Origin of the sequence: Prescottella agglutinans (assembly GCF_004011865.1) — a bacterium.
Lineage (GTDB): Bacteria > Actinomycetota > Actinomycetes > Mycobacteriales > Mycobacteriaceae > Prescottella > Prescottella agglutinans.
The window spans coordinates 36944-60127 of record NZ_RKLP01000012.1; the positions used below are offsets into that span (position 1 = coordinate 36944).

Sequence of the window (23184 nt, forward strand, 5' to 3'; positions counted from 1 at the left end):
TTCGTCCATCGAATGTGCGTGCGGGCGCCGTCTGCCGTTCACCTGCGGCTGCCACCCTCGAAGCCATGACCGGACAGGTGATCGTGTCGGTGTCGGGGATCAGGGACGAGACGGTCCAGGTGGTCGCGGACTTCGCGGCCGAGATGGACCGCAGATCCGTCCCGCTCTCGCTGCTGGTCGCGCCGCGCCTCAAGGACAAGTACCGACTGGTCTCGGATCCCGTCACGCAGGACTGGCTGCGCGAGCGGCGCGACCGCGGCGACGCGATCGTCCTGCACGGCTACGACCAGGCGGCCACGAAGCGCCGCCGCGCCGAGTTCGCGGTGCTGCCCGAGCACGAGGCCCGGCTGCGCCTGCTCGCCGCCGACCGTGTCCTCGAGGAGGTGGGCCTGCGGACGCGACTGTTCGCGGCACCGCGCTGGGTCGCGTCCCCGGGCGCCGTCTCGGTGCTGCCGAGCAGTGGGTTCCGCCTGCTCGCCGGCATGACCGCGATCCGCGATCTCGCCCACGACACCAGCGTGCGCAGCCACCTACTGGGACTCGGCGACGGCTTCCGCGCCGAGCCGTGGCGCTGCCGGGCGATGGTGCTCGGCGCGTCCCGCGGCGCCCGCCGCGGACGACTGGTGCGCCTGGCGATCTCCGCGAAGCAACTCGGGCGGACCGGGCCCCGCCAGGCGCTGCTCGACGCCGTCGACCTCACGCTGCACCACGGGGCGCAGCCGACCGTCTACCGGTGGCCGCTTCAGGAGGGCGCGCGCGAGGTGGCGTGAGGCGGCGCGTCTACTCGTCCGCCGCGCTGCTCTCCGTTGCCTGGACCAGGGACTCCAGAGCGTCCAGCACGCGGTCCAGTCCGAACGCCCAGGCGGCCGCGGGGCTGTACGTCGTGTTCATGGCCTGACCGGCGGCGCCGCCGACGCGCTGCGCGAGCGGGAAGTCGTCGCCGAGATACGCGGCCAACCGTTCACTCGAGGTCGCCCAGATCTCCGCCATGTCGGCGGCGCGTGGGTCGGGGCGGCGTGCCCGCGCAGAGGCGCGGACGAAGTCCGTGACGAACGTCAGCGCGGCGTCGCGCTCCACGTCGTTGATGCCCGTCCCGTCGAAGGCGTGCAGTTCGTGGTCGTACTTCGCGATCGTTCCCGGGCCGAACGCCACGCGCTGGTCGGCCACGTCCAGTAGCCACCAATGCTTCGCGCAGAGCGCCATCTCCGCCTCGGCGACCTGGCGGACACGCTCCCGCCAGTCGTCACCGGCGTATGCCGCGCGGGCCCGACTGCCGTGCACTTCGTCGACCATGAGGACCAGCAGGTCGTCGCGGGAGCCGACGTGTGTGTACAGCGCCATCGCGGAAGTGCCCAGGTCGGCGGCCAGGCGCCGCACCGTCACGGCGTCCAGTCCCTCGGCGTCGGCGATCGCCACCGCGGCGCGGACGGCCTGGGTCGTGGTGACCTTCGCGCGCGGCCCGCGAGTGCCGCCCCGCGGCGCGTCGGGGTGGTCGCGCCACAACAGGTCGATCAGCTGACGGGCCACCGGATGCCTCCGAGGGTGGGAACAAAGGAGCGACTGCTGTACTTTATACAGTGCATAAGGTTTCTCTCGATCGTGGAGGTGCGTATGAAGATCACCGGTACGGCCCTGTCCCTGAACGTCGCCGACACCGACGCCTCGGCCGAGTTCGCCAAGACCCACTTCGGCTTCACCGAGGCGATGTCGGACGACGGCTTCGTGTCCCTCTCGCACCCGGACGCCGGGATCAACGTGGTGTTCCTGCGGACCGGTCTGGGGACCTTCAAGCCCGCCGCCATCGCCGGCCCGGCCGGTCAGGGCTTGTTGATCGCGTTCGTCGTCGAGGACGTCGATGCCGAGTTCGCGCGCATCGCGGCCGGCGGGGCCGCCGTGGTCACCGCTCCGGAGACCGAACCGTGGGGAGAGCGCTACTGCCAGTTCGCCGACCCCAACGGCATCGTGTGGCAGCTCGTGCAGTGGGTGTGAGCCGCGGAACGGCTCAGGACACCTCGACGCTCGACTCCTCCGGGAGGACGCGGAATTCCGTTCCGCCCGGGCCCATTTCGGTGAGTCGCCCGTAGTAGATGCCGCGGGCCTCCTTCGCCACCACGCCCTGGTGGATCGGGACCGCGACCCGGGGGTGCACGGCGCGCAGGTAGTCGACGGACTCGGAGATCTTCAGCCACGGTGCCGCGGCCGGGATCGCGAGGACGTCGACTTTCTGCTCCGGCACGAACAGCGAGTCGCCCGGGTGCATCAGCTTGGCCGGGTTCTCGGCGTCGCCGAGCAGGTAGGCGGTGTTGTCGATCAGCGGGATCTCCGGGTGGATCACCGCGTGCGTGCCACCCGTGCCGGTCACCTGCACCTCGCCGACGTTGAACACGTCGCCCGGGTACACCGCCGTCCACGCCTCACCGAGCAGCGCCGTCGTCTGCGGATCCGCGTACAGGCCGGCCCCGGGGTTGGCCTCGACCAGTGCCGGCAGCCGCGCGGGGTCGGCGTGATCGGGATGCTGATGGGTGATCAGGATGGCGTCGAGACCGGTGATGCCCTCGAACCCGTGGGAGAAATTTCCCGGGTCGAACAGGATCTTTGCACCGTCGAGTTCCACCAGGACACAGGAATGGCCGAAGTGCGTCAGTCGCATGAGACGAGTATGCGGGATCACACCCGGCGGTGGGGGTGGCGTCCGACGTCACTCGGTGCGGGAGCAGGGCAGGCAGCCCGGTAAACTCCTGGATGCCCGGTGCGATCCCGGGCGGAAACCAGCCATAGCGAGGAGCAGCACGTGGCCCGTGTCGTTGTCGATGTCATGCCCAAGGCCGAAATTCTCGACCCGCAGGGGCAGGCCATTGTCGGGGCGCTGTCCCGACTCGGTCATGCCGGTGTGTCGGAGGTCCGCCAGGGTAAGCGATTCGAGCTCGAGGTCGACGACACCGTCAGCGACGACGAGCTCGCCACCATCGCCGAGTCGCTGCTGGCGAACACGGTGATCGAGGACTGGAAGGTCACCCGAGTCCAGTGAGTGCACGCATCGGAGTCATCACGTTCCCGGGCACGCTCGACGACGTCGACGCGGCCCGCGCGGTTCGTCTCGCCGGCGGCGAGGCCGTCAGCCTGTGGCACGGCGACGCCGACCTCAAGGGCGTCGACGCGGTCATCGTTCCCGGTGGCTTCTCCTACGGCGACTACCTGCGTTGCGGTGCCATCGCCCGCTTCGCGCCCGTCATGGGTGAGGTCGTCAAGGCCGCCGAGGGCGGCATGCCGGTCCTCGGCATCTGCAACGGCTTCCAGGTCCTGTGCGAGGCCGGTCTGCTGCCGGGTGCACTGACCCGCAACGCCGGCCTGCACTTCATCTGCCGCGACCAGTGGCTCAAGGTGGAGTCCACCAGCACGGCGTGGTCGTCGCGCTACGAGGCGGGCGCCGAGATCCTGGTCCCGCTCAAGTCCGGCGAGGGCCGCTACCAGGCGTCCGAGCAGGTGCTCGACGAGCTCGAGGGCGAGGGCCGCGTGGTGTTCCGCTACGCCGGCGACAACCCGAACGGCTCGCAGCGCGGCATCGCCGGCATCGCGTCGGCCAACGGCCGCGTCGTCGGCCTCATGCCGCACCCCGAGCACGCCACCGAGGCCCTCACCGGCCCGAGCGACGACGGGCTCGGCATGTTCTACTCCGTTCTCGAGAGCGTCCTGACGGCCTGATCCGTCGGTACCCACCGAGACCCGAAGGGACCCTTCGGTCGCCGCGAGCGACCGGAGGGTCCCTTCGTCTGTCTGAATCGTCTGTGCGGAAGTGGGTACGCGAACCCCGAACGTTCGCTAGCGTGCCGCGCATGATCACCACCGTCGTCTGGGGCACCGGCAACGTCGGACGCGCGGCGATCCGCGCGGTGCACGCCAACCCCCGGCTGGAACTGTCCGCGGTCCTCGTCCACGATCCCGCGAAGGTGGGCCGCGATGCGGGCGACCTGGGCGACGTCGGCACGGACGTCGGCGTGCGGGCGACCGACGACGTCGACGCGGTCCTCGCCGCCCGCCCCGGCGCAGTCGTGTACGCGGCGTCCGGTGAGATCCGCCCCGACGAGGCCGTCGCCGACATCGTGCGGATCCTGCGCACCGGGGCCGTGGTGGTGACGCCGTCGGTGTACGCGCTGTACGACCACCGCAGCGCCCCGCCCGACATGCGCGCACCGATCGTCGACGCGATCAAGGCGGCGGGCGGGTCGCTGTTCGTGTCCGGCGTCGATCCGGGTTGGGGGAACGACGTCCTGCCGCTGCTGATGAGCGGGCTCGGCTCCACCGTCGACGCGATCCGCTGCCAGGAGATCTTCGACTACTCCACCTACGACCAGCCGGATTCGGTGCGCTACCTCGTCGGCATGGGGCAGCCGATGGACTACGAGCCACCGATGATCGCGCCCACCGTGCCGACGATGGTGTGGGGTGGGCAGATTCGGCTGATGGCGCGGGCGCTCGGCGTCGACCTCGACGAGATCCGGGAGACCGTGCAGCGCCGTCCGCTCGACGCCGACGTGACCACCGCGACGATGGGCGACTTCGCGGCCGGGACCCAGGGCGCGCTGCGCTTCGAGGTGCAGGGCATCGTCGGGGGAGTGCCGCGGATCGTCGTCGAGCACGTCACCCGCATCCACCCGGCGTGTGCGCCGGACTGGCCGACGCCGCCCGACGGTGGCGCCGGGGCGCACCGGGTGATCATCGAGGGGCGCCCGCGCATCGAGGTGTCCGTCGAGGCCACCGACGAGGGCGGCAGCCGGGCCGCCGGCGGCAACGCGACCGCGGTCGGACGGCTGGTCAACGCGATCGACTGGCTCGTCGCGGCCGAACCGGGACTGTACGACGCCCTCGACGTTCCGCTGCGGCCCTCGCCGTCACTGGGATTTTCGGCCCCAGGCGCGGTCGCGGCGGGCACACTGGGGGAGACCGGAAGGATCCAGCAATGAGAATCGACATCCCCGAGGGCAAGGACCCCGTCGGCTACGTGTGGGGCGAACTGGTGCCCGCCATCGGCATCCCCGCATCCAAGCTGTCGCTGGCCGTCTACTCCGAGTCCACGCTGGGGCTGCGCGAGTTCGAGGCCGCGCGGTTGCGGATCGCCCAGATCAACGGCTGCATCGTCTGCATGGACTGGCGCACCGAACGCGACGGCGAGAAGGTCGAGGACACGTTCTTCGAGGCTGTCGAGAACTGGCGCACCACAGACGCTTTCGATGACCGGACCCGTCTGGCCGCCGAGTACGCGGAGCGGTACGCGCTGGACCACCACAACCTCGACGACGAGTTCTGGGAGCGGATGGCCGCGCAGTACAGCCAGCGCGAGATCGTCGAGCTGAGCATGTGCATCGGGTCGTGGATCGCCTCCGGGCGCCTCAACCACGTCCTCGGTCTCGACTCGGTGTGTGCGCTGCCCGCGCTGCCGGAACGCTGACGTCTGTCGGACCCCCGCGCTAGCGTCCGGGCATGGCACTGACACTCGGCATGATCACGATCGACTCGACCGACCCGGGCCCGCTCGCGAAGTGGTGGGCGGAGCAGACCGGCGGCGTCGTCGAGCAGGAGAACGACGGCTGGTTCTACATGGTCGGGGTCCCCGGCTGGGGGCAGAAACTCGGCTTCCAGAAGGTTGACGACCCGACGCCCGGCAAGAACCGTCAGCACATGGATCTGGCGTCGCCGGACCTCGACGGCGAGGTCGCGCGGCTGGTCGCGGCGGGGGCGAGCGAGGTGCATCGGGAGGACATGGACGGCTTCCGCTGGGTGGTGCTCGCCGACCCGCAGGGCAACCAGTTCTGCGTCTCCGGAGCGCACTGAACCCGGTGCTGCATGATGGTTCCATGCCATCGATTACGCAGGCCGACGCCCAGGGATTGTGTGCTTTCGTCGACGCGTCGCCGTCCCCGTTCCACGTGTGCGCGACGGTCGCGGCCGAGCTCGCCGAGAACGGGTTCACCGAACTGCGGGAGACGGACGCATGGCCGTCGGCGCCGGGCCGGTACTACCTGGTCCGGGGCGGATCGCTGATCGCGTGGAGCACCGAGGGCCCGGCGGGGGACGGTCCGTCCGCACCATTCCGGATCGTCGGCGGCCACACCGACAGCCCCAACCTGCGAGTCAAGCAGCGCCCCGACCTGGTCTCCGCCGGTTGGCAGCTGGTCGGTCTCGAGCCGTACGGCGGCGCGTGGCTCAATTCGTGGCTCGACCGCGACCTGGGCGTCTCCGGGCGGCTCAGCGTCCGATCCGGTGACGCGGTCGAGGAGGTGCTGGTGCGGGTCGACCGTCCGATCCTGCGGGTGCCGCAACTGGCGATCCACCTGTCCGAGGACCGCAAGGGCGTGCAGTTGGACCCGCAGCGGCACGTCAACGCCGTGTGGGGGAGCGGCGGCGAGCCGCGCTCGTTCATCGGGTTCCTCGCCGGCGAGGCCGGGGTGGACGCGGGCGCGGTGCTCGGTTGGGAACTGATGACGCACGACCTGGCGCCGTCCGCGGTGGTGGGTGTCGACTCGTCGCTGGTGAGCGCCCCGCGCCTCGACAACCAGGGCACCTGCTACGCCGGCACCCAGGCGCTGCTCGCGGCCGTCGCTGAACCCGGTGACGGCACGCCGGTGCTCGCACTGTTCGACCACGAGGAGGTGGGCAGCATGTCCGACCGCGGTGCCTTCTCGGACCTGCTCAATTCGGTGCTCGAACGCATCGTCCTGCTGCGCGGCGGCGGGCGCGAGGACTTCCTGCGCGCGATGTCGGGTTCGGTGTGTGCGTCCGGCGACATGGCGCACGCGACCCACCCGAACTACCCGGACCGACACGAGCCCGCACACCGCATCGAGATCAACGGCGGGCCGGTACTCAAGGTCAACCAGAACCTGCGCTACGCGACCGACGCCAGCGGGACCGCCGAGTTCGCCCTGGCCTGCGACCGCGCGGGGGTTCCGCTGCAGCGGTACGTACACCGCGCCGACCTGCCCTGCGGAACGACGATCGGGCCGATCACCGCGTCGCGGACCGGGCTGTCGACCGTCGATGTCGGCGCGCCGCAGTTGGCCATGCATTCCGCTCGGGAACTGATGGGCGCACAGGACGTTCGCATGTACGCGGACGCGCTGGCGGCCTTCCTGACGCCGGTCCGGTAGCGCGGGTTTTCCCGTTCTCCTGCGGAATTGGACGGCAGTCCAGTAGAAAGGTTCGCGGCTGTACTCGCGTCGACTCGCACGGGTCGACCAGGGCTGCGCTTGCGCTGACTGCGGGGATGTTCGGCACACGGCCGCGGCTCTTCACGGATCGAATGGAGAACTCTGCATGTCTCGTACTTCCCTGCGCCGCACCGCGGCGGTTGTCGCCTCCGCGGCACTCGTCGCCGGCGGTGTCACCGTCGGGGTCGGCCTCAGCGCCGGAACCGCCTCCGCCGCGCCCGTCTGCCAGCAGTCGTCGAACACGACCAAGCAGGACCTGTCGACTGTGGGTGTCACCCACACATACAGCAAGACCGTCGACGTCACGGAGGCGGCCGCCGGCAACGAGGTGACCTACACGACGGTCGTGGGCACCACCGGCATCGGCAACCCCTACGTCCAGTCGATCACCGACTACCCGCCGGCCGGATTCGGCGATCCGGTGAAGGCAAAGGTGACCGCCTACCATGCGGTCGGGGGACAGATCGCGGAGACGGTGACGCCGATCAAGAGCGGTGCCGGGTGGAAGGTCTCGAGCACCGGGTGGTTCGTCAACGCCGGTAACCCCGTCACCCTCGAGATCACCTACACGGTCCCGGACGGCGTGAAGGGCGGCAACCCGGTCACCAGCGGCGGCATCTCCACCATCGGCACTGTCGGCGTGGGCGCCGACTTCCCGAGCCTGACGTCCTGCTTCACCGCCCGCGGCAAGAACGCCGGTGAGGCCGTGATCGGCAGCCTCGACGTTGCCGGCCTCGGCTCGGCCGACGGTCAGCTGTCCGCGACCGGATCGATCAGCGACGTCCTCGGTGACTCGATCACCCGGGTTCTGGAGAACGGCAGCTAGCACGTCCGTCGAGCGCGCCCTCGGGCCGCGCGTCGGTTCGTGACGACAAGGACCTCCGGTTCGATGGTCGTGTCTGGGACACGATCATCGAACCGGAGGTTTTCTCGTTCCTGCGCGGTGTCTCGATCTCCCGGCGAGCGGGCCCTACGGATCACAGTTGGCTGCGAAGCAGCTTTCCCGTGACGGTTCTCGGCAGCGCGGACACGAACTGAACCTCACGCGGGTACTTGAAGGCGGCCATCGAACGGCGGCCGTAGTCGATGAGGTCGAGCTCGCTGATGTCCGCACCGTCCCGGATCACGACGAGGGCCTTCACCGACTCTCCCCTGTAGTCGTCCGGAATGCCCACCACCGCGGCTTCCTTCACGTCGGGGTGGGTCAGCAGCACCTCTTCGACCTCGCGCGGCCAGATCTTGTACCCCGACGCGTTGATGACGTCGTTCTTCCGGTCCAGCACGTAGAACCAGCCGTCCCGGTCCATGAACCCGACGTCGCCGGTCGGGAAAGTGGTTGTGCCGAGGTCTGTTTCGCTGTCGATCGTGCTCGGCCAGTAGCCGGGCACGACCTGCGGCCCGGTGGTCACGAGTTCACCGACGTCGCCCACGGGGACGTCACGACCCGACTCGTCGACGACGCGTACGTCCGTGTTGTACACCGGTATTCCCACCGACAGCACCCCAGTCTCGGGGTCCACGGGTGCGCGGCGGCCGAGCGGTACGGCGTGCGACGGCGAACTCGTCTCGGTCTGGCCGTACATGTTGTGGACGTACTTGCCGAACGCGGATTCGAGTCGGGTCAGCACGGTGGGGGAGACCGGCGCCCCGCCGGAGTAGAGCACGGACAGCGAGGCGAGATCGGCGGCGTCCGCCCCGGCGTCGGCCAGCGCAATGTAGGCGGTGACGGCGGCCATCGCGAACGTCGGCCGGTGCTCGCGAACCGAATCGAGCATCACCTCCGGGTGGAACCGGTGCGAGAGCACCAGCGGCGCGCCCAGCAGGAAGCCCACCATCACGTGCCCGACCAGTCCGGAGATGTGGAACAGCGGCGAGAGTCCCAGCACGCTGTCGCGGGGACCCAGTTGCGCCCAGTCCCGGTACACCTGCGCGCTGAACGCGAGGTTGCGATGAGACAGCATGGCGCCCTTCGGAACACCGGTGGTTCCGGAGGTGTACATGATCATCGCCAGGTCGCCCGGAGCGGGGCTACCGGTGGCGGCCGGCCGGCGCCTGCGGTCATGCGCGGCAACCAGTTCGTACAGGTCCGTGGCACCCGTCGGGACCCGGTTACCGGAGGCGAACAGGCGCGGATCGTTGCGGCTCTGGCCGTCGAGCGCCGACACGGTGACGATGCTGCCGATGGGGATCTCGCGCAGAGCCGCCGGCGCGACCGCCTCGAACACGTCCTCGAGGATGAGCAGTGCCCGAGGGCGGCAGTCGGCGACGAAATGCGCGAACTCGCGTTCCTTGCACATGGGGCTGAGCGCGACGGCCGTGCCGCCCGCCCGCCACGCCGCCACGACACCCATCAGGAAGGCAGGGTTGTTCTGCGTGCACAGCGCCAGTCGGTCGCCGGGGCCGAAGCCCACTCCTTGGAGGTGGCAGGCCAGGGCGTCGGCCGCGGCGCTCAACTCGCGATAGGTGACGCTGCCGTCGAAGTAGCGGATGGCGACCTGCTCGGGTGCCCGCTGTACGGCGGCATCGAACATCGCCAGCGCATCGTCGAAGTCGGGAGTGATCGAATCGGGCTGCCCGACGGGGAAACTGGCCAGCCACGGCCTCTTCGGGGACGTCACCTTCTCACCTCTCTCGATCCCGCGCCGCGTGCCGCCCCGGAGGGCGCTCGGCGAAACGGAGTAAACCCTACGACACGAGGCGTGATCGAACTCGGCGGTCGGGTCGCTACGATGTTCAGTATGGCTGAACAAGCTGCCGTCACGGTGGGCCCGAACGTGAGGCGCGAGCGAAACCTCGCGGGCCTGACCCTGCGCGATCTGGCGGCGGGTATCGGTGTGAGCGTGGGAACGATGAGCGCGATCGAGAACGACAAGGTCTCGCCCACGCTGGCGCGCCTGCAGGAGATCGCCGACGAACTCCGGATTCCGATCAAACGGTTGCTCAGCGCGCCGGTCGGTGACTTGTCGCCGACCGCCGGGGGCCCGGTTGTCATAGCCGAGGGCACGTGGCGCGAGTTCGCACCGTTGTCGGTGGATCCGGTGTTGCGTTCGGCGATAGACGTATTCACCGAGACCGGCTACCACGCCGCGACGATGCGGATGATCGCCGACGGCGCCGGTATCAGCGTGGCGGGCGTCTACCACCACTACCGCAGCAAGCAGAGCCTGCTGGTCGCCATCATCGACCTGATCGTCGAGGAATTGCGGGCCCGGTTGATCCGGGCCCGCGACGACGGCGGATCGGATCCGGTCGCCCGCTACTCGAACATGGTGGAGGCGTTGTCGCTCTACTACGTGGTGCGCAGCGACATGGCGGTGGCCGGCACCAACGAGACCCGCAGCCTGGAGGAACCGGCGGCGGGTCGCATCCGCGCGGAGCGCCGCGCGTTGCAGGGACTGATGGACACCGAACTGGACCGGGCGGCCGCCGCGGGAGCGATAACCCATCCCCGGCCGTACACCACCGCCCGGGCCATCACGACGATGTGCACGGCGCTGCCCCAGTGGTTCGACCCGAACGGACCGCTGTCCCCGGAGCAGATCGCGCAGGAGTACGCCAGCCATGCCCGCGCGATGCTCGGCATGCGACCGGCGTACTCCTAGCCCCGATCAGTCGACAGCGGCGTCGGTGGCGCGCCGGTGTCGCTGCATGCCGGAGATCCAGCGATCGATGTCCGCGGACTTCCGGGCACGGAAGTCGGCCACCTCGGCGTGGGGGAGGACCAGGAACTGATCGCGGGCGACCCCGTCGATCGCCTGGCGGGCAACCTCTTCCGCAGTCATCACGTCCCCCGCGCGGGTGATCGTGGCGGCGGCCGAGCGCATCTGCCGGTCCGACGACTCGGCGGCGTCCCCGATCATCGCGGTCGCGATGCCCATCGGACACACGCAGGTCACCGACACGCCCAGGTCCCCGTAGGTCACGGCGAGCCACTCGGCGAAGCCCACGGTGGCGTGCTTGGTCACCGAGTACGTCGGCGACCCCAACTGTGTGAGCAGGCCCGCCGCCGACGCGATGGCCACGAAGCGCCCGCCGCCCCGCTCCAGCCACGACGGGACGAGCAGGCGCGCGGCGCGCACGTGGGCCTGCACGTTGACCTCCCACGACGTGGCCCACTGCTCCTCCGAGGCGTCCAGTCCGAAGCCCTGGAACACACCGGCATTCGCGACGTACAGGTCCACCGGCCCGAATGCCGACTCCGCGAGCGCCACCGATCGCTCGATGTCGCGTGCGTCGGACGCGTCGCCGGCGACCCACCTGACCCGATCACCGTGTTCCCCGCGCAGCGTCTCGCCGGCCGCGCGCACGCCGTCCTCGTCCCGGTCGGCCAGCACCACGCGGCATCCGCGGCCCAGCAACTCGCGGCCGAGTGCGAACCCGAGTCCGTGGGCGGCGCCGGTGACGACGGCCACCGATCCTGACAGTTCGGCTCCCATCACTGCGCTCCCGCCGCCGGAATCCCGTTGTCGCGCATCGCCCGACGCAGGATCTTCCCGGTCGCGGTCTTCGGCAGGTCGGAGACCACCACGATCGAGCGGGGGTACTTGTACGCGGCCATGCGCTCGCGACAGAACTCGATCAATTCCTCCTCGGTCGCCGACGTGCCGGGGGCCAACGACACGAACGCCTTGACGGTCTCGCCCCGGTACTCGTCGGGGACGCCCACGACCGCGGCCTCCCGCACGGCGGGGTGCCCGTACAGCACGTCCTCGACCTCGCGCGGCCACACCTTGTAGCCGGACGCGTTGATCATGTCCTTCTTGCGGTCGACCAGATAGAACCAGCCGTCCGCGTCCATGAAACCGACGTCCCCGGTGCGCAACTCGCCGCCCGGCATGGACTCCGCGGTCGCTTCCGGGTTTTTCCAGTAGCCGGGTGCGACCTGCGGCCCGGTCGAGGCGAACTCCCCGACCTCGCCGACGGCGACCTCGTTGCCCTGCTCGTCGAGCACCCGGACGACGGTGTTGAACACCGGCACCCCGACCGAAAGCGCCCCGGAGTCGGCGTCGACCGGGGCGCGCATCCCCGCGGGCACCGCGTGCGTGGGGGAACTGGTCTCGGTCAGCCCGTAGATGTTGTGGATGTACGTCCCGAACATCGATTCCAGGCGGTCCGCGACCGCCGGCGCCACCGGTGCGCCGCCCGAATAGACCGCGCGCAGCGACGAGAAGTCGTCGGGGCAGGCGCCGTCCGCGCCGGCCAGCGCGATGAACGCGGTGATCGCGCCGATGGTGAACACCGGACGGTGCTCACGGATCGAGTCGCGCATGACCTCCGGTTGGAAGCGGTGCGACAGCACGACCGGCGACGCCGTCAGGAACGCCACCATGATGTGCCCGACGAGTCCGGAGATGTGGAACAGCGGGGCGATCCCGAGCACCGGTTCGCCGTCCCGCAGATGCGCCCAGTCCCGGTACGTCTGGGCATTGAACGCGAAGTTCGCGTGAGTGTTGATCGCGCCCTTCGGCTTACCGGTCGTTCCCGACGTGTAGGTGAGGATCGCGAGGTCGTCACCCGCCAGGACCACCGGGTCGGGCTTGCGCCCGTCGTGGTCGCCGATGATGGTGTACAGGTCGTCGGTGGCCAGGCCCCGTCGGGTCAGTCCACCGAACACGCGATCGTCGTCGCGTCGCTGCCCGTCGAGCGCGGATGTCGTCACGACCAGTTCGACCGACGTCTGCTCCTGTCCCAGCACGGGTTCCGCCACCGACTCGTACAGGTCGTCGAGGACGAGCAGCGCTCGCGCGCCCGAGTCCTGCAGCAGATACGTGACCTCGCGTTGCTTGTTCATCGGATTGACGGCGACGCCGGCACCGCCGCACTTCCATGCCGCCAGCAGGCCGATGACGAACGCCGGGTTGTTCTGGACGAACAGCGCCAGACGGTCGCCGCGGCCGAAGCCGCCGCGCTGCAGATGGTTCGCCAGCGCGTCCGAGGCGGCGTCGAGGTCGCCGTAGGTCATCGTCCCGTCGAAGTACCTGATGGCGGGCATGTCCGCGGCGCGCCGCACCGCCGACGCGAACACGTCGAGACAGTTCCGGAACTCGGGGGTGATGTCGGGGCCGAGTCCCTCCGGGTAGAGACGCAGCCACGGGCGGTCCCGGTAGGTCATTTGATCACCACCGGGTTCACCGGGGCGCCGGTGGCCTGATGGATCTTCAGCGGGGCCGCGACGTAGAAGAACTCGTAGGTTCCGTCCTCGGCGCAGTCTGCGGCGAGGGCCTCGAGATCGCAGATCTCGGTGAAGGCGACGCCGAGGTTGCGCATCAGGGCGTTGTGCAGGACCAGCGCCATCCCGTTGTCGGGATCGGTGGTCACCTCGTTCGCGATGGTGTCGGTGACCAGGTTGGGAATCTCCTTGTCCTGGAACCACTGAACCAGTTCGGGGGAGTAGGCCAGGCCGGGCTCGCAGAAGTCCGCGTAGAAGGCCTCCCGGTCGCGGAAGAACATCTCGAGATGGTTGGTGCGGATGATGATGATGTCGCGGTTGCGGATCTCGATTCCCTGGCGTTCCGCGCAGGCCTCGAGGTCCTCGTGGTCGAACGTCTCGCGCTGGCCGAGGTACTCCTTGTCGAAGTGTCGCGCCATGTCGAGCAGGATCGCCCGACCGACGACGCCGCGCTGGGCGATCGGTTCCACGCTGGCCTTGGACATGCCGCCGACCGTGCTGCGGGCGTCGTAGCCGTTCCAGATCTTGCCGTCGTACCAGACATGGCCGAGGGCGTCGTACTGCGTCGAACCCTGCAGGAAGGCCTCGATCTTGTCGTCGGCGTAGTGGAGTCCGCCCGGGAAGCAGGGGCCCGAACCACCTTCGTCCCAATCCGATTCGTCGTAGATCATCTCGCGCTCGGCCGGCTCGCGGCCGGGCCACACCGGATCGCCCTTCGGGTCGCCGATCAGTCGCTGCAGGGTGAAGACCGACCCTCGCCGGATCAAGGCCGCACCGGCGAGGACCTGCTCCGCGGTCAGGTAGTTGAGGCTGCCGACTTCGTCGTCGGCCCCCCACTTGCCCCAGTTGCTGGGCGATGCCGCCAGCAGATCCGTGAGATCTGACAGTTCGATGTCGGTGGACATGCGCTTCCCTTCCTCCCAATGAACTGAACCGAGCGAGCGTTCAGGTGGTTCAGTGAGAGGGTGGCAGGCGGAAGGTGGCGTAGTCAACCCCCAAATGGGTGTACGGACCGACCGGGTCGGGTGGCGTGTTCAGTCAGAATGAACAAGAGGGGGCCGCCTGCTCGCTTCGGAAGGGGCGGAACCGTGCAGTCGCCCGGGCGGTCAGGGCCGCTCCTGGTTCGATTCTGCTTCAGGGTGACGAGAATCGTTGCAGCAGGGGAGATCCGCATCCGTGCCGCATTTCGTGTCGTGCCACGATGGCCGCCGTGCCCGGCGCAACGGCCGGCCATTCCGCGCGACTCCTTTAACGCGAGCGGGTCCTGAGCGCACAGGTCACCGGGACGACGCCTTCAGCGCAGCGCTACGCCTCGCGGACCGTGACACGCGCGAGGAGCCGATCGCCCCCGGCGCCGAAACGGTCACGGAATTCGCGGGCGAGTTCGGGGCCCTGCAGGGCGGCAAAGCTGCGCGCGTCGAGTTCGGGGTCGGCGTCGTCCGCGGAGTGCAGCCAGATCCACACGTCGTTCCCCGCGGCATCGCGAAGCTCGCCATCGGCCTGCATTCGCTGGATCGCACGCACGATCCGGTTCTCGTAGTGCAGCCGGAGGGCATCGTAGGCATCTGCCTCGAGCTGTTTGCCCGTCCCGTCGATCATTGCCTGGGTGCCGGAGAGCGCCCAGATTGCGCTCGTCACCCGCCCTGGCGCGGCATCGTCCGGATCTTCAGCGCCGAGCGGCCACTCCGAGGGACACCAGGCCCACTGCGCCTTGTCCGCGCTCGGCCCCTCGAGCCCAGCGGCCCAGGTCGCACCGGCCCCGGCAACGAAGAACCCGGTGAGGTCTTCGACCATGCCGCAGGCCACCATCGCGAGCGAGTCGTCGGCATCGCGGAGTTCCGCGACGCACGCGCGGAGCGTAGTGAGGATCGCCGCGTCGAGGCTGGCAAAGTCGAACACGGGCCCACCGTAACACCGGGAGACGGCGCCGAGCCTGACGCCGGCCCCGCCGCTGCGAACGGCGCTCCCCGACTGCAGGCCGGCAGCGGGACAACCACCGCGGGCACTCGGCACCCACGTGAAAATCTGCCGACTCGCCTGACGATTCGCAGTTGCGCGCCGTCTCCGGCTGTGAATCGCCATCGTAGTTGGCATTTCCCGGAGCTCTGACCTGCGGTGTGACATTCGCGGACGACGTATCCGGTGTCCTTGGCGACCGATCGACGCACTGGCCACTGTGCGAGCCTGCGTTGTATCCTTCTGAACCATGCAGGGACACCTCCACTCCACGACGACGCCGGACACTGCCGGCGCCTTCGTGATGGACTGACAGCCCTCAGACATCTCAAGCCCCGGAGCAGATCCGGGGCTTTTCTCTTTCCCGTCTGCTCTGGCACGAAACAGCAGGAGTAGACACCCATGATCATCGACCACCGAGATCTCAACCACGACATGGCGATCTTTGCCACCGATCCGCTCGCCGGATCCGGTCTTCCGATGTGGCTTCCAGCCGGCGCCGTCGTCCGGGACGAGTTGCAGAAGTTAGCCAAGGAGCTGGCGTCGACCGATGGATGCCTCGGAGTGTTCTCACCGGTACTCGGGAAACGAGCGCTGTACGAGCGCTCCGGCCATCTGAGCAAGTTCAGTCAGGACATGTTCCCCGCCATGCGCATTGGCGAGGACGAGGTGATGCTGCGGCCGGCGAATTGCCCCCATCACGCCCTGATCTACGCCTCCAGCAAACGCTCATACCGAGAGCTGCCGCTTCGATTCAACGAACTCGCCTCCATGTTCCGGGCCGAGCGCTCTGGGGTCCTGTCCGGTCTGAGTCGCGTCCGGCAGATCAACCTCGACGACACCCACGTCTTCTGCCGACCGGACCAGGTCCTGCACGAAGCCGAGCTGGGGTTGCGGGCTGCGCTGCGCGCGCAGGAGATTCTGGGACTGCCCGTTGATCACGTCCGACTGTCGATGCGCGACGGTTCCGACGCGTGGCTGGGCACCGAAGCGCAGTGGGAGCGCGCCGAGGAGCAACTGCGCGCTGCCGGGCAGTCGGTGCTGGACGAGCAGGGGCTGAAGCTGGTCGAAGCCCCGGGCGAGGCCGCGTTCTACGGTCCCAAGTTCGATCTGCAAGTTCGGGATGGGCGTGGTCACGAGGAGACCATCGCCACGGTGCAGCTCGACTTCAACCAGCCCGAACGATTCGACCTCACCTATGTCGGCGCCGATGGCCGCGAACATCGACCGGTGATGATTCATCGGGGGACCGTCGGGTCGATGGAGCGCGTGACCGCGGCACTGCTCGAACGCTATTCGGGTCGCCTGCCGTTCTGGCTGGCTCCCGTCCAGATCGCAGTCCTGCCTGTCACTGCAGACCAGGATGCTGCGGCGCGCGCGTTCGCGGACGAAGCACGCCAGCGGGGACTTCGCAGCCGAGTCGATCATGACGGATCACTGGGGGCACGCGTTCGGAACGCCCGCAGAACCAGAGACCATCTGATCGCGGTCATCGGACAGTCCGAGGTCACGCAGAAGAGCGTTCAGGTCACCGACGTCGCCAGCGGTGTCCGAACCCAAATCGCTCGAGAAGAGCTTCTCGGGTTGATGGGAGACGCTTACCAGCACCGTAGAGCAACCCTTGATTGGCGCCCTTGACGCAGGAGAGGACCGTCCTGCGTCAAGAAGTTTGGCAGGATCTGTGTCCTGGCTTAGCGCGTGGATCTGAATACTGCGGGTGAATAGTATTGACAGACAGTTACATTGACGTCCTCATCGGTGATGAGGGTTGCGTACTGCGTATGCCAGTCGCGGTCGTAGTCTGCGACGAATTGTGCGGATCTCGCGGAGATCGTCGTCGATGGTCGGCGAAACTGTGGTCGTGAGTTCGAGCGGCGGGTAGGTCGGCGGCTGTGCCATCGTTGTCGGAGGTTGCGGGGAGGGCGTCGGAGCCTGTCTCTCGCGTTGTGCACGCCGCCGACAGGAGCAGTGCGGTCAGGAGTCGCAAGGATGGCCGACTTACGCCTATCGCCAACGCAGTTATCCGAATGTCTTGGCACGTCATCGTTCAGCGGTTGGGGCGGGGGGGTCGGTGAGAAACGGGTCGGGCGCGTAAGGAGCGCAGGCCTGGTCGCGTTCGGCTGTGTACTGGGGAAGGTTGAGGGGGAGTCCATGACCGGTGCGGAGCCAGCGTGGATCAGTGGTGATGGTGCCGTTGGCGTCAGGTGCGGTGGTCCACGCGAGTTCGTAAACGTATGCCGCGTACCTGATTTCAGGGTCGGCGGGAAAGCGCTCGAGTGTGCCGTCATCTCTGGGGGTGTAGATGCCGGGTGAGTAGTACTCGCAGACGGTGACATCGACGGTGCCGGGTCCGGTGGGTTCGACAGCGGTTGCAGTGTAGATGGCCGCGCCCGTTTCAGGTGTCGGCGGGACGGGCTCGGTGGGCCAATCGGCGTAGACGTTTTCGCGAGTCATCCGGGTGTACATGCTGGCGACGACTGCTGGGTCGCGTAGGGCGAATATCTCGTCTCGTTCGAGCTCGACAGCGAATTGTGCGGCAGATCTGAGGTGCTCGTCCAGCTCGACAGCAATCGAAGTGGTTCGCTCCGCGGGCGGGTAGGGAAACGGGGCGGGTCGTGCACTGGTCGGCTCTTCGATGGAAGTTGTGGAGCACCCTGTCGCAGCTGCGATGATTGCGAGGACTGCTGCGGCGGTGTGTCGTTTCGGTGACGGTATGCTCATCGGGTCCCCTCGGAGTCATATGCATCGCGCTGATCCGACACGTAGCGGTTGATGTACTCGGTAAGCCCACGGTCCTCGATGAATACCCTCAGGGCCTTCGCGGCATCACTATTGGGTTCAATGTCTTTCGAATTCAGTGGAATCCCCTCCGGCATGAGGCGCGGATCGAGGGTGCCGGACTGGTAAGCCGCCTGGATGAGCCGGTCCTTGACCTCGGTACGCTCGTTAGCGGCCAACTGGTATTCATCGGGCATCTGCACGGTCCGATACTCGGGCTGATCGAGGTACGACTTGACCGTGAGGTCCAGCAGCGACTGCCCCGCGGACTTCACGCCGTCGCCGGGAACGGCTCCGAGGCCGGCTGCCGGGGCCAACAGCATGTCGCCGGCGACTTTGATGCCGATGGTCTTGGCCTGGTAAATCGCAGCGGCCGAGTCGTTGTACTCGGTGACTCCCAGTTGATCGGTGTAGGTGACCGCGTTGACCATCTGGCGTTCGAGGCGCCCGGCGAACAAACCGTCGGACACTTGCGCGAGAGCACTGGAAAGGTCACCGGGCCGGCCGTCCGCCGCGTCCTCCGCGAACAGCGCGGCCAGGTCGTCATTGGCACGCTGGGTGACGGTTGCTGTCAGCGTTGACCGACCCTCCGCCGACAGGCTGGCGAGTTCCAACAAGTGATTCGAGTCAGTGACATTCAGCAACGGACCGCCCTCTAGATACCGCGTCGACCCTGTCCATCCGTCCGGGGACCCGGCCGGGTCGATTGCGTCCATGTTCGCGGAGAGTGCGCGGCTGAGCGCGGAAGCGAGTTCGGGACTGCGAGCGAAGCCTTCGCGGTGGATATCGAAGACGTCGCGACCGCCTTCCTCGGCGAACCTTCTGCCACCCTCTGTGTTGTAGTCCGGCGCAGCGTCGGTGGGGGCCAGCAGCTCGGGCAGATATGTGAGGGCCCTGCGGGCCTGCTCCCCGTCAGGATCGCCCGCCGGGTAAGCCGAGTCGTCGGCGATCCACTGGAACAGCGATGCCGCGCCGAGTCCTCCGTCGGTTGCCGACCAGTCGTGCCTGACCAGGCTGCTGACCGTGTACGAGGGGTCGTAGCCCTCGTGCATCCCGTCGCCGGTGAGGATCGCGTTGGCGGCATCGTGGTTCCGGCCTGCGGCATCGGCGAAGCTCGCCGCGGCCCAGTCGTACGCCGACAGGTCCTCGCTCTGCGAGTACCGCATGGCGTCCACCGGTGTCTGCATCATGTCGCCGGCCTTCTGGTACAGCTCCGTGCCGAACTGCGTTCCCGGGGCGAAGGCCGGATTCGCTTCCCGCACAAGGCTGCCGAATTTCGAAAGGTCCGAGATGTAGTCGGGATCGGTCTCCGTCGAGAACGGGTCGTCACCGACTCGTGGCCGTGACGACAGCAGATCGCGGAAGGAGTCCGGGACGTGGTCGTAGCCGCCCGCGCCGATCAGTGTGCCGTCGGCGCCCAGGTCGGTGCCGACCTTCTCGTTCGAGATCACCATCAGCCCGTTGGCGAGCGTGTCCAACGAGGCGGCCGCGGCCGGGTCCCCGCCCGACTCCCGGTCCCGGAGATGGTCGGCGAGCGCGAGGATCCCGTCTTTGCCTGCCGCCCGGTACAACTCGCGGTAGTAGTCCTGGGTGGCCTGGGGGAGCGTCGAGATCGGTTCGCCGCGCAGCATCCGGTCCAGTGACGCCTGGTCCAGGTCGAGGCCGCGCAGGTCCGCCGCGACCCGCTCGAGCACCTCGCGCTCCGGGTCGTCGGCGAGCGCGTTGCCGTCGCGGTTGCCCTCCTCGGCGTCCCGCGACGTCGGGCCGTCTGCAGCGCCCGACCCCATCCCGACCCTGTCGCCTATATCGCGCAAGCAGGAGACCGCGTCGACGATCGCGTCGTGGACGCGACGGTCCTCCTCGGTGAGAGCGTTCACGGCGTCGCCGAGCATCGACTGCAGCACCGCGGCGCGGTCGGTCCGCGCGGCGAGGTCCTCGGCGCTTCCGTACACGGTGACGAGGACCCGCCAGTCGTCGGTCACCTCGAACCCCTGGGCGTGCGCGTCGTTGACGCGCGCGATAACCACGGTGCGTTGCGACGACAGGCTCGCCTCTGCGCGTTCGAGCGCCTCCGCCACGCTGTGGACCGCGTCGGCGACCCGGGCGCCGCCGGTCCGTTCGTCGTGTGCCCGGTCCAGCGCGGCGTCGTACGCGCGCCCGGACCAGTACTCGGACGATTCCGTCATCGTCGACACGACGCGATCCAGCCGGTCGCGGAACTCGTCGTTCGTGGTGCGGAGCGTGCTCGCGGCCGAGCGGAGATCGCTCGGCCGCCACGACTCCACCTGTGAGCGGGTGGCGGTCACGACTGAACCCCCATGCCGTCCATGCGCTCGGCCAGTTCGCTCATGTTGTGGGCATAGTCGGTGTCGGACCGGTCGTATCGGTCGGCGGTCGCCTCCGCCAGCTCGCCCATGTCGCGCAGACGCTCGGCCACCCGCAGGTAGGCGCCCTCGACCCGCAGGCCGATGTCGACGAGCGCCTGTTGTGTCGCCGATCCCGGCAGCGATCCGTCGAGCCCCGACGTCCCGGTGATCGCGTCGAGGTCGTCGACCTCGTCGCCGAAACTGCGCAGCGTCAATCCGAGCGTCAGCAGCGACTCCCTGCTGACGCGCAACTCATCCCCCATGTGGTCCCCCACGTTGTTTCCCTTGTGCGCGCGAAACCGGGCCAGGCTAACCCACCGGCGAGCACTGGGTGCACGGTGCGTCGACGACCCCGGCTAGACTTTGCCCTGGCAGTGCGCCGCCCGGCCTGCCGATTCGATCCCAGAGGGAAGGGACCACACGCCCCGTGTCTCCGCAGGTAGATACCGTCACCAACGCTTCCGCGACTCCCGACGTCGCTCAGCCGTTCAAGGAACTGGGCCTCAAGGACGACGAGTACGCCCGCATCAAGGAGATTCTCGGCCGCCGTCCCACCGACGCCGAGCTCGCGATGTACTCGGTGATGTGGAGCGAGCACTGCTCCTACAAGTCCTCCAAGGTCCACCTCAAGTACTTCGGTGAGACCACCACCGACGAGATGCGCGCCTCGATGCTCGCCGGCATCGGCGAGAACGCGGGCGTCGTCGACATCGGCGACGGCTGGGCCGTGACCTTCAAGGTCGAGTCGCACAACCACCCGTCGTACATCGAGCCCTACCAGGGCGCGGCGACCGGCGTCGGCGGCATCGTCCGCGACATCATGGCGATGGGCGCGCGTCCGATCGCGGTCATGGACCAGCTGCGCTTCGGCGCCGCGGACCACGCCGACACCCGCCGCGTCGTCGACGGTGTCGTGCGCGGCGTCGGCGGGTACGGCAACTCCCTCGGCCTGCCCAACGTCGGCGGCGAGACTGTGTTCGACGCCTCCTACCAGGGCAACCCGCTGGTCAACGCGCTGTGCGCGGGCGCGATGCGCGTCGAGGACCTGCACCTGGCGTTCGCGTCCGGCGCCGGCAACAAGATCATCCTGTTCGGTGCGCGCACCGGCCTCGACGGCATCGGCGGCGTCTCCGTCCTCGCGTCCGAGACGTTCGACGACAGCGCCGGCGGCCGCCCCAAGAAGCTGCCCGCCGTCCAGGTCGGCGACCCGTTCACCGAGAAGGTACTCATCGAGTGCTGCCTCGACCTGTACCGCGAGAAGCTCGTCGTCGGTATCCAGGACCTCGGCGGTGCCGGCCTGTCCTGCGCGACGTCCGAGCTCGCGGCGGCCGGTGACGGCGGCATGCACATCGACCTCGACCTGGTCCCGACGCGTGCCACCGGGATGACCCCCGCCGAGGTGCTCTCCAGCGAGTCGCAGGAGCGCATGTGCGCGGTCGTCACCCCCGAGAACGTGGACGCGTTCATGGAGGTCTGCAAGAAGTGGGACGTCCTCGCCACCGTGATCGGTGAGGTCACCGACGGCCAGCACCTCGTCATCGACTGGCACGGCGAGACCGTCGTCGACGCCCCGGCGCGCACCATCGCCCACGAGGGCCCCGTCTACGAGCGCCCCGTCGCGCGCCCCGACACGCAGGACGCGCTGATCGCCGACACCACCGCGAACCTGAAGCGTCCGGAGACCGCGGACGAGATCAAGGCCACGCTGCTGAAGATGATCGCCTCGCCGGCGCTGTGCAGCCGCAAGTGGATCACCGAGCAGTACGACCGCTACGTGCGCGGCAACACCGTGCTCGCGGAGAACGCCGACGGCGGCGTGGTCCGCATCGACGAGGAGACCGGGCGCGGCATCGCGCTCGCCACCGACGCGTCGGGCCGCTACACGATGCTCGACCCGTACGCCGGCGCGCAGCTCGCGCTGGCCGAGGCGTACCGCAACGTCGCCGTCACCGGTGCCACCCCGAAGGCCGTCTCCAACTGCCTCAACTTCGGTTCGCCGGAGGACCCGGGCGTCATGTGGCAGTTCCAGCAGGCCGTGCGCGGCCTGGCCGACGGCTGCGCGCAGCTCGGCATCCCGGTCACCGGCGGCAACGTCAGCTTCTACAACCAGACCGGATCCACCGCGATCCTGCCGACGCCGGTCGTCGCCGTCCTCGGCGTGATCGACGACGTGCACCGTCGCATCCCCACCGGCCTCGGCCTCGAGCCCGGCGAGACGCTGATCCTGCTGGGCGAGACCCGCGACGAGTTCGACGGCTCCATCTGGGCGCAGGTCGAGCACGGCCACCTCGGCGGCGTCCCGCCGAAGGTCGACCTCGAGCGTGAGCGCCTGCTCGCCGACATCCTGCTCGCCGGTTCGCGCGACGGCCTGATCTCGGCCGCGCACGACCTGTCCGAGGGCGGCCTCGCGCAGGCCGTCGTCGAGGCGGCGCTGGCGGGCGAGACCGGCTGCCGGATCCTGCTGCCGGAGGGCGAGGACCCGTTCGTGACGCTGTTCTCCGAGTCGGCCGGACGTGTGCTGGTCGCGGTGCCGCGCACCGAGGAAACCCGCTTCACCGGCATGTGCACGGCCCGTAACCTCCCGTGGGTGCGTATCGGCGTGGTCGACGAGGGTTCCGACTCCGTCGAGATCCAGGGTCAGTTCTCGGTCACGATGGCCGAGCTGCGGGAGACGTTCGAATCGACCCTCCCGGCACTGTTCGGGTGATGT

At 68.7% G+C, this 23184-nt stretch carries 22 protein-coding genes; 12 read left to right on the forward strand and 10 right to left on the reverse strand.

Features of this window, described 5'->3' with window-relative positions; genetic code table 11:
• The first annotated feature begins 65 nt into the window (after positions 1 to 65).
• Positions 66 to 770, forward strand: a complete 705-nt coding sequence (locus tag EGT67_RS20925; RefSeq protein ID WP_127918033.1) for a DUF2334 domain-containing protein — start codon at positions 66 to 68, stop codon at positions 768 to 770.
• Positions 771 to 780: 10 nt separating this feature from the next.
• On the opposite strand, the gene EGT67_RS20930 is transcribed toward EGT67_RS20925, so the two are convergent.
• On the reverse strand, positions 781 to 1527 hold the full coding sequence (locus EGT67_RS20930; protein WP_127918034.1) for a TetR/AcrR family transcriptional regulator: 747 nt from the start codon (positions 1525 to 1527) through the stop codon (positions 781 to 783).
• A gap of 84 nt (positions 1528 to 1611) precedes the next feature.
• On the opposite strand from EGT67_RS20930, the gene EGT67_RS20935 reads away from it, so the two are divergent.
• Positions 1612 to 1989, forward strand: coding sequence for a VOC family protein (locus tag EGT67_RS20935; protein WP_127918035.1), 378 nt, complete (start codon positions 1612 to 1614; stop codon positions 1987 to 1989).
• Between the two features lie 13 nt (positions 1990 to 2002).
• On the opposite strand, the gene EGT67_RS20940 is transcribed toward EGT67_RS20935, so the two are convergent.
• The gene (locus EGT67_RS20940; protein WP_127918036.1) at positions 2003 to 2650 is read right to left on the reverse strand and encodes an MBL fold metallo-hydrolase; all 648 of its coding nucleotides are present in this window, start codon (positions 2648 to 2650) and stop codon (positions 2003 to 2005) included.
• A gap of 141 nt (positions 2651 to 2791) precedes the next feature.
• Here EGT67_RS20940 and purS point away from each other — a divergent pair, with 141 nt between their 5' ends.
• From purS to EGT67_RS20975, 7 genes are all read left to right on the forward strand, one after another.
• Positions 2792 to 3028 (forward strand): phosphoribosylformylglycinamidine synthase subunit PurS, encoded by a 237-nt coding sequence (gene purS, locus EGT67_RS20945; RefSeq protein ID WP_127918037.1) that lies wholly within the window; start codon positions 2792 to 2794, stop codon positions 3026 to 3028.
• Positions 3025 to 3702 carry a phosphoribosylformylglycinamidine synthase subunit PurQ gene (gene purQ, locus EGT67_RS20950; RefSeq protein ID WP_127918038.1) on the forward strand — a complete coding sequence of 226 codons (678 nt, stop codon included), beginning with the start codon at positions 3025 to 3027 and terminating at the stop codon, positions 3700 to 3702. Before purS ends, purQ begins: the two co-directional genes overlap by 4 nt.
• 131 nt (positions 3703 to 3833) lie before the next feature.
• On the forward strand, positions 3834 to 4961 hold the full coding sequence (locus tag EGT67_RS20955) for an NAD(P)H-dependent amine dehydrogenase family protein (RefSeq protein WP_164877627.1): 1128 nt from the start codon (positions 3834 to 3836) through the stop codon (positions 4959 to 4961).
• On the forward strand, positions 4958 to 5446 hold the full coding sequence (locus EGT67_RS20960; protein WP_127918040.1) for a carboxymuconolactone decarboxylase family protein: 489 nt from the start codon (positions 4958 to 4960) through the stop codon (positions 5444 to 5446). Before EGT67_RS20955 ends, EGT67_RS20960 begins: the two co-directional genes overlap by 4 nt.
• A 32-nt stretch (positions 5447 to 5478) precedes the next feature.
• On the forward strand, positions 5479 to 5829 hold the full coding sequence (locus tag EGT67_RS20965; RefSeq protein ID WP_127918041.1) for a VOC family protein: 351 nt from the start codon (positions 5479 to 5481) through the stop codon (positions 5827 to 5829).
• Positions 5830 to 5852: 23 nt separating this feature from the next.
• On the forward strand, positions 5853 to 7145 hold the full coding sequence (locus EGT67_RS20970; protein ID WP_127918042.1) for a M18 family aminopeptidase: 1293 nt from the start codon (positions 5853 to 5855) through the stop codon (positions 7143 to 7145).
• A 166-nt stretch (positions 7146 to 7311) separates the two neighbouring features.
• Complete coding sequence (locus EGT67_RS20975; RefSeq protein WP_127918043.1) at positions 7312 to 8031, forward strand: hypothetical protein; 720 nt, start codon at positions 7312 to 7314, stop codon at positions 8029 to 8031.
• Between the two features lie 151 nt (positions 8032 to 8182).
• On the opposite strand, the gene EGT67_RS20980 is transcribed toward EGT67_RS20975, so the two are convergent.
• Positions 8183 to 9823, reverse strand: coding sequence for a class I adenylate-forming enzyme family protein (locus tag EGT67_RS20980; RefSeq protein ID WP_241566157.1), 1641 nt, complete (start codon positions 9821 to 9823; stop codon positions 8183 to 8185).
• 120 nt (positions 9824 to 9943) lie between these two features.
• Between EGT67_RS20980 and EGT67_RS20985 the strand changes: the two genes are divergently transcribed.
• A complete protein-coding gene (locus EGT67_RS20985) occupies positions 9944 to 10807 on the forward strand; it encodes a TetR-type transcription factor C-terminal domain-containing protein (RefSeq protein ID WP_127918044.1) in 864 nt (287 codons plus the stop codon).
• A gap of 6 nt (positions 10808 to 10813) precedes the next feature.
• Here EGT67_RS20985 and EGT67_RS20990 read toward each other — a convergent pair whose 3' ends face one another.
• The 4 genes from EGT67_RS20990 to EGT67_RS21005 form a co-directional block, all read right to left on the reverse strand.
• A complete protein-coding gene (locus tag EGT67_RS20990) occupies positions 10814 to 11641 on the reverse strand; it encodes an SDR family oxidoreductase (protein WP_127918045.1) in 828 nt (275 codons plus the stop codon).
• Entirely contained in the window at positions 11641 to 13317 is a 1677-nt protein-coding gene (locus EGT67_RS20995) for a class I adenylate-forming enzyme family protein (protein WP_127918046.1), read from the reverse strand. The genes EGT67_RS20990 and EGT67_RS20995 overlap by 1 nt, the downstream gene beginning before the upstream one ends.
• A complete protein-coding gene (locus tag EGT67_RS21000) occupies positions 13314 to 14279 on the reverse strand; it encodes a cyclase family protein (RefSeq protein WP_127918047.1) in 966 nt (321 codons plus the stop codon). The genes EGT67_RS20995 and EGT67_RS21000 overlap by 4 nt, the downstream gene beginning before the upstream one ends.
• Before the next feature lie 400 nt (positions 14280 to 14679).
• Positions 14680 to 15273, reverse strand: a complete 594-nt coding sequence (locus EGT67_RS21005) for a hypothetical protein (protein ID WP_127918048.1) — start codon at positions 15271 to 15273, stop codon at positions 14680 to 14682.
• Positions 15274 to 15732: 459 nt separating this feature from the next.
• On the opposite strand from EGT67_RS21005, the gene thrS reads away from it, so the two are divergent.
• A complete protein-coding gene (gene thrS / locus EGT67_RS21010; RefSeq protein ID WP_127918049.1) occupies positions 15733 to 16968 on the forward strand; it encodes a threonine--tRNA ligase in 1236 nt (411 codons plus the stop codon).
• 402 nt (positions 16969 to 17370) lie between these two features.
• Here the strand turns inward: thrS and EGT67_RS21015 are convergent, their stop codons facing one another.
• From EGT67_RS21015 to EGT67_RS25165, 3 genes are read right to left on the reverse strand one after another with little or no spacing between them, the layout of a single operon-like run.
• A complete protein-coding gene (locus EGT67_RS21015; protein ID WP_127918050.1) occupies positions 17371 to 18051 on the reverse strand; it encodes a hypothetical protein in 681 nt (226 codons plus the stop codon).
• Positions 18048 to 20414, reverse strand: coding sequence for a WXG100 family type VII secretion target (locus EGT67_RS21020; protein ID WP_164877628.1), 2367 nt, complete (start codon positions 20412 to 20414; stop codon positions 18048 to 18050). The genes EGT67_RS21015 and EGT67_RS21020 overlap by 4 nt, the downstream gene beginning before the upstream one ends.
• On the reverse strand, positions 20411 to 20737 hold the full coding sequence (locus EGT67_RS25165) for a hypothetical protein (protein ID WP_164877629.1): 327 nt from the start codon (positions 20735 to 20737) through the stop codon (positions 20411 to 20413). Before EGT67_RS25165 ends, EGT67_RS21020 begins: the two co-directional genes overlap by 4 nt.
• 164 nt (positions 20738 to 20901) lie before the next feature.
• Here EGT67_RS25165 and purL point away from each other — a divergent pair, with 164 nt between their 5' ends.
• A complete protein-coding gene (gene purL / locus EGT67_RS21025; RefSeq protein WP_127918052.1) occupies positions 20902 to 23181 on the forward strand; it encodes a phosphoribosylformylglycinamidine synthase subunit PurL in 2280 nt (759 codons plus the stop codon).
• The last annotated feature ends 3 nt before the right edge of the window (positions 23182 to 23184 follow it).